This is a genomic window from Moorena sp. SIO1G6 (assembly GCF_010672795.1).
Classification (GTDB): domain Bacteria; phylum Cyanobacteriota; class Cyanobacteriia; order Cyanobacteriales; family Coleofasciculaceae; genus Moorena; species Moorena producens.
In genome coordinates this window covers 71,223-77,222 of the sequence record NZ_JAAHFZ010000009.1, presented here as the reverse complement: position 1 = coordinate 77,222, position 6,000 = coordinate 71,223, and the positions used below count along the sequence as shown (strand labels likewise).

Below are 6,000 nucleotides of genomic sequence, written 5' to 3'. Positions count from 1 at the left end.
TGTCATCTTTTCCCTAGAGACGAAACCTTAGGATAGTGGAGTCTTAATTAATAAATTTTTACCCTTCTCTGCATAACCTGCCAACCATAAAGACTCCACTATCCTTACGGTAACTTCAAAGTCTACCGATTTTGCTGCGCCGCCAGTTTACTGGACTTCGCTCGTATAGGCGCATCTGTTTCCAATCGGCAAAGCCGACGCTACGCGAACGTCTCGGGTGGGTCATTGACCACCCTCAATAAGCGCACATCTATCGTTAAAGACGCAATTCCTCTCTCGCTAACCCTACGGGTATAACGAGAGAGGAATTGCTCTTAAGGATGAGTCTAGATATACTCCGATACTTTTTAGCTACCAAAATCTACCAAAGGCAAATTCTGGCTCGCCAATGCAAGATGCTTTCACATCCAGGGGGTATCTCCCAAAGCTCTGACGGAATATCCCGCGAGCGCCATAAAAATGTCAACCCCAAAGTTGGTTCCACCGGGATAGAGAGCGCAACTATTAAACCCTTGGTTTTCGGCTTTAATTTAAGTTACATAATAATCCCTGTCGGTGTTACCCTAATTTAATTATAACAAATAATAAGAGTTTTTGCTGAGGGGGTGACATGAGCCCCAAAAAGCTTACTATATAAGGCTTTGATGCCAATGGTATCATGGAAGATACAGTCGGAAATTAACCCTCAATTCATTTTCTGGAAGCTCAAACCCTTATAACTACGTCCAATGTTTGCCCAAAACAGAATGTATATTTTTGTGAATTATCGGCTGAAATTTTTACCCAGTAAGGATTTCAGCTTGCATGTCACCCCCCCAGGAGTTTTTGGTAGACTCTGCGACATTTTCTCTAGCTGTTTACTAACCCTATACCGAGCTAGCTTAAGCAGCCACTTATATCATGTCCGGTTGAATACTTACACGCTTGCCCGAATCGAAGGCAGAGGGCAGAAGGCAGAAGGTAGAAGTAAAGGAGTAAGGTTTAATCGGTAATGGTGTTTTATCACTAATTATCCGGACATGATATTACAAAATATCATATTCCATCTTACCTTAAATCTAAGTGGTAATAGCTGAATGCTTATAAAAAGATTGACAGGTCAAGTCTTCCACTAGAAAGTTTACTGTCAATCTTTATGAATTTTATTTACACCGCTGGGGTTTGACGAAATCGTGTAAGCATTCAGCTATCAGCTATCAGCTATCAGCTAATGAGCTAAATCTCAGAGGTTGTCTGAGAAGTCTCATTTGCTACATCCAAGCCCCCGTTGGTCCCCCAATTCTGGGGGACTTTTAGAAGCAAATTGACTCTTGTTCCCCCCAAAGTTGGGGGGTCAGGGGGGCAAAATTCAGTATCAAAAAACTTTTCAGATATCCTCTCAGCGTCGAAGCCTGTGCCACGCACGCTAGGCGAACAGCTTTTGAAAAAAACAGGTAAGCATTGGAATAATGCTGAGTTACTTGGACTTTTAGCTGACGGCTGACGGCTGAGTGCTGAATGCTTACGAAATCCTTAGCCATAAAAATCCGCTGATAAAACCAGCAATTTATCGACTAACTGAGCTAGGCTATTAACCCCAACACTAACTGAGATTAACTTTAAAGACTTTTTGCTTTTATGATTCTGCTTTGGGCAAACTCAGGCTCAAGATGCCGTTATTGTAATCAGCTTTAACCTGATCGTGTTGAACCCGTGTTGGTAAGGGAATCACCCGCTGAAACTTACCATAACGGAATTCTGAGCGCGTCATCCCATTTTCTTGAGTATTAGTTTCAGACCGACGCTCACCACTAATAGACACGGCTTGCTCTGTCAACTGAATATCGAGATCTTTAGAATCTATCCCAGGAATCTCAAGCTTTAATTCCAGGGTTTCTGCTGTCTCCTGCAGTTCCGCCGCTGGCATAAAACTTGTTCCCTTCAGACCAGGATCTGCCAATGGAGTGAATTCATCAAATAGCCGATTCATTTCCCGTTGTAAGTTAGTGAATTCTCGGAAAGGGTCCCAACGAATAAGTGCCATAATCGTTTGCCTCCGTCTAGTGACATATCCTTACGGTTTAGATCCACTTTTTTCACCCATACTGAGGATTGTTAACGGTTAGCGAAACGTCACCGCTTGGATGATTTGATTTAACCTGTTATCAATCTATCAACCCCGAAAAGGTCTTTGAGTTCGGTTCCCTTCCTAAACCACTAGGCTAATTCCCGTACAGATATAAATAATAGATAATTTGAATCTCAACCATATCCCCAATACCTCAGGGGAGTTTGAACAAATTTGAGTACGATTGTCCTTAGTTATCATTCAGGTTGTGGTAGCGGGCGCAGGCGTAGAGATCAAATAATGCTCCAACTAGGCTACAGGTAAAGGCAATCACTAATACTCCCTGAATGGGGGATCCACTACCAAAAATAGTCAGAAATTTCAATAGCTCAGTTGTGGCAGTAAGACCAAACCCTGTTAAGCCCGGAATGTATCCTATTATACCAAAACCGGCCAGTAAACCAATAACTAGTGCCACTGGAGCCATAAAGCTCAGAAGGATTGTTATTACCAAAGAACGGAGAAAGTTTGGCAAAATGCTCATAAAATTTAACCACATAAGCAGGTGAGTTAAAAGCCAGAGCCAAAGTATGACTTGGCACTTTCTACCTTAGGCGAAATCCCTGTCGATAACCGAAAATGTCAAAAATCTTAAATTTTCATTAAAAATCTTGGTAAAGGTCTGTGAATCTGGATCATAAAGCCGGGTTGTTGGTGGCTTGTTAAGGGCTACCGGTAGTCGGTTAAATTGATCGGCCTCAAGGTCCCTGGCTTGATATATCAGTGATTTCGGCTCAGTGACAGGGGACTTCCAACCCTAAAAGACCCTACCCAATTCCTGAGAAGCTGTGGATCAAAAGTTATCATTCCTGTTAAGATTCTTCGTTGATTGCGGACAGGTTAACTCGTCCCAGGACTCAAGTACGTGGGATGAGCTAGTACGTAACTCCCTTTCTTAATAACAAATCACTAATGACTAACGGCGATCGAATCAGTTACCAATTCCCAGACAACTTCATATGGGGAGTAGCCACCGCTTCCTATCAGATTGAAGGAGCAGTAAGTGAAGGAGGACGCAAACCTAGTGTGTGGGATACCTTCAGTGGTACCCCTGGAAAAATACTTAACGGTGATACCGGTGCTGTCGCTTGTGACCACTACCATCGCTACAAAGAAGATATAGAGCTGATGGTCAAACTAGGGATCAAGGATTATCGCTTTAGCATTGCTTGGCCTCGGATTATTCCTGACGGGCGTGGCAAAGTCAATCAGGAAGGGGTTGATTTCTATAAGCGCTTGGTGGATTGCTTGTTAGATCATGGCATTACTCCCCATGCCACTCTATTTCATTGGGACTCTCCCCAAGCCCTAGAAGACAAATACAAGTCTTGGCTTTCTCGCCAGATGGCGTTTGACTTTGCGGATTATGTTACCGCTGTGGTCACTCAATTAGGCGATCGCATTACCAATTGGATGACCATTAATGAGATCATGTGTTTTACTCACTTAGGCTATGGGGTTGACCAGGACCCGATCCATGCTCCCGGTAGGCGTGTTAAATCCATCAAACAGGTATGGCAAACCTCTCATCATGCCCTTTTAGCTCATGGTTTGGGCTGTCAAGCCATCCGTAGTGCTTCCCGGGTTCCCTGTTCTATCGCCTTTGTGGATAACTTGTCCGTCACGGTGCCAATCAATGAGTCACCGTACCATGTGGCAGCAGCAAAAAAGGCCTTCCCTTTATGTGGGCAAAATGGCGGTATCATTATCCCTGCTCTGACTGGTGCTTATAGTCCTGAATTACTGGAAGTGTTAGGAGACAATGCACCAGACATCGGACCATGTGACCTACAAATCATTCATCAGCCTCTGGATGGGATTTGTCTTAATATTTACACTGGTACCTATGTCCGGGCTGCTGACAATCCACAGGGGTACGAGTTCCTTGGTATGCCCAAAGGCTACCCTCGCATGCATCTGCCTTGGCTGAATATCCTACCAGATTCCCTTTATTGGGGGGTTCGTCATGTCAGTGAAACCCTGGGGCGTTCAGATTTGCCGATGTTTATCACTGAGAATGGCTGTGCAGCACAGGATGAATTGACTGCTAAGGGTGAGGTGATTGATACGGACAGGATTCTGTACCTCCGAGAGTACTTTAAAGCAGCCCATCGCGCTGTTAGTGAAGGGTATCCTCTTAATGGTTATTTCCTCTGGAGTCTGATGGATAACTTTGAGTGGTATTGGGGATATGATCGGCGCTTTGGGATTACTTATATTGATTACCCAACCCAACAGCGTATTCCTAAGGCGAGTTTTGAGTGGTATTCCGAGTGTATTCAAAATAATCGGGTGGTTTGATCATTAATCGGAAAAACCCGATAAAACCCAATGGGTATATTGGTAATCCGTTACTTTAACCCTAGCTATAGGGTTAAGGGGTAAGTCCTAGTCGCGATCGCGAAGCGTGACCATTCGCGTAGCGTGGCCAATAGGCCAAGGTCAATCGCATTTGATCTGGTAGCGATCGCTATTTTTGTTTGCCTATTTTTGTTTTCTATTAACAGAATATTAGAATTTTGTCAAGATTTATTTAATATAAGTTTTACTTATTTACATTATTTAATAACCTGACGGCAAATTACTCCGAAAACCCTTTACAAAACTTAGTATATTGCTTAATATATATACATGAAGGCACAAACAAGCCGGACGAACCTCGATAACTTCATATTCATACCCGCAATCATAAGAACATGACTACTGTATTACAACAGAGCAACACCTCTGTGTGGTCTCAGTTCTGCAATTGGGTCACCTCCACCAACAACCGCCTCTATGTAGGCTGGTTTGGTGTATTAATGATCCCAACCCTGCTAGCTGCTACCACCTGCTTCATCATCGCTTTCATCGCTGCTCCTCCTGTGGACATCGATGGTATCCGCGAGCCCGTTGCTGGTTCCTTGATGTACGGAAACAACATCATCTCTGGTGCTGTTGTTCCTTCTTCTAACGCCATTGGCCTACACTTCTACCCGATCTGGGAAGCTGCTTCTTTAGATGAGTGGCTTTACAACGGTGGTCCTTACCAGCTAGTAGTGTTCCACTTCCTGATTGGTGTATTTGCCTACATGGGTCGTGAGTGGGAACTAAGCTACCGTTTAGGTATGCGTCCTTGGATCTGCGTCGCTTACAGCGCACCCGTTGCAGCTGCTAGCGCCGTATTCTTGATCTACCCAATTGGACAAGGTTCTTTCTCCGATGGTATGCCTCTAGGTATCAGCGGAACCTTCAACTTCATGTTCGTGTTCCAAGCTGAGCACAACATCCTAATGCACCCCTTCCACATGCTAGGTGTAGCCGGTGTATTCGGTGGTTCCTTGTTCTCTGCAATGCACGGTTCTTTGGTAACCTCCTCCTTAGTGCGTGAGACCACCGAAACCGAGTCACAGAACTATGGTTACAAGTTCGGTCAAGAGGAAGAAACTTACAACATCGTTGCAGCTCACGGCTACTTCGGTCGTTTAATCTTCCAATACGCTTCCTTCAACAACAGCCGTTCCTTGCACTTCTTCTTAGGTGCATGGCCTGTAATCGGCATCTGGTTTACTGCACTGGGCATCAGCACCATGGCATTTAACCTCAACGGTTTCAACTTCAACCAGAGCATCATTGACTCACAAGGTCACGTGATCAACACCTGGGCTGATGTACTAAACCGCGCCAACCTAGGTTTCGAAGTAATGCACGAGCGTAACGCTCACAACTTCCCTCTAGACCTAGCTGCGGCTGAAGCTACTCCTGTAGCTTTGACTGCTCCAGTCATCAACGGTTAATTTTAACTTGGCTTAATCAGCTAAGTTAATAAAAAGCGCTCTCCATCTGGAGAGCGCTTTTTTGTTTGTCTGTCATTATTTGAGTTCTCAGGTTTTAGGGAGTAGGGAGTAGGGAGT

Annotated in this window: 4 protein-coding genes; 2 read left to right on the top strand and 2 right to left on the bottom strand. The window is 44.4% G+C overall.

What is annotated here, in order from left to right; genetic code table 11:
- Nucleotides 1-1,615: 1,615 nt before the first annotated feature.
- On the bottom strand, nucleotides 1,616-2,023 hold the full coding sequence (locus F6K63_RS11445) for an Hsp20/alpha crystallin family protein (protein WP_287312142.1): 408 nt from the start codon (nucleotides 2,021-2,023) through the stop codon (nucleotides 1,616-1,618).
- A gap of 274 nt (nucleotides 2,024-2,297) precedes the next feature.
- A complete protein-coding gene (locus F6K63_RS11440; RefSeq protein WP_044492964.1) occupies nucleotides 2,298-2,591 on the bottom strand; it encodes a hypothetical protein in 294 nt (97 codons plus the stop codon).
- 428 nt (nucleotides 2,592-3,019) lie between these two features.
- On the opposite strand from F6K63_RS11440, the gene F6K63_RS11435 reads away from it, so the two are divergent.
- Both F6K63_RS11435 and psbA read left to right on the top strand, forming a co-directional pair.
- Nucleotides 3,020-4,408, top strand: coding sequence for a GH1 family beta-glucosidase (locus F6K63_RS11435; protein ID WP_287247822.1), 1,389 nt, complete (start codon nucleotides 3,020-3,022; stop codon nucleotides 4,406-4,408).
- A gap of 395 nt (nucleotides 4,409-4,803) precedes the next feature.
- Nucleotides 4,804-5,883 carry a photosystem II q(b) protein gene (gene psbA / locus F6K63_RS11430; protein ID WP_271968296.1) on the top strand — a complete coding sequence of 360 codons (1,080 nt, stop codon included), beginning with the start codon at nucleotides 4,804-4,806 and terminating at the stop codon, nucleotides 5,881-5,883.
- Nucleotides 5,884-6,000 lie beyond the last annotated feature (117 nt).

What these genes read in the sequence shown, in the direction of transcription:
- F6K63_RS11445 (WP_287312142.1), bottom strand. Translation starts at nt 2,023, where the DNA reads ATGGCACTTATTCGTTGGGACCCTTTCCGAGAATTCACTAACTTACAA.
- psbA (WP_271968296.1), top strand. Translation starts at nt 4,804, where the DNA reads ATGACTACTGTATTACAACAGAGCAACACCTCTGTGTGGTCTCAGTTC.
- F6K63_RS11440 (WP_044492964.1), bottom strand. Translation starts at nt 2,591, where the DNA reads ATGAGCATTTTGCCAAACTTTCTCCGTTCTTTGGTAATAACAATCCTT.
- F6K63_RS11435 (WP_287247822.1), top strand. Translation starts at nt 3,020, where the DNA reads ATGACTAACGGCGATCGAATCAGTTACCAATTCCCAGACAACTTCATA.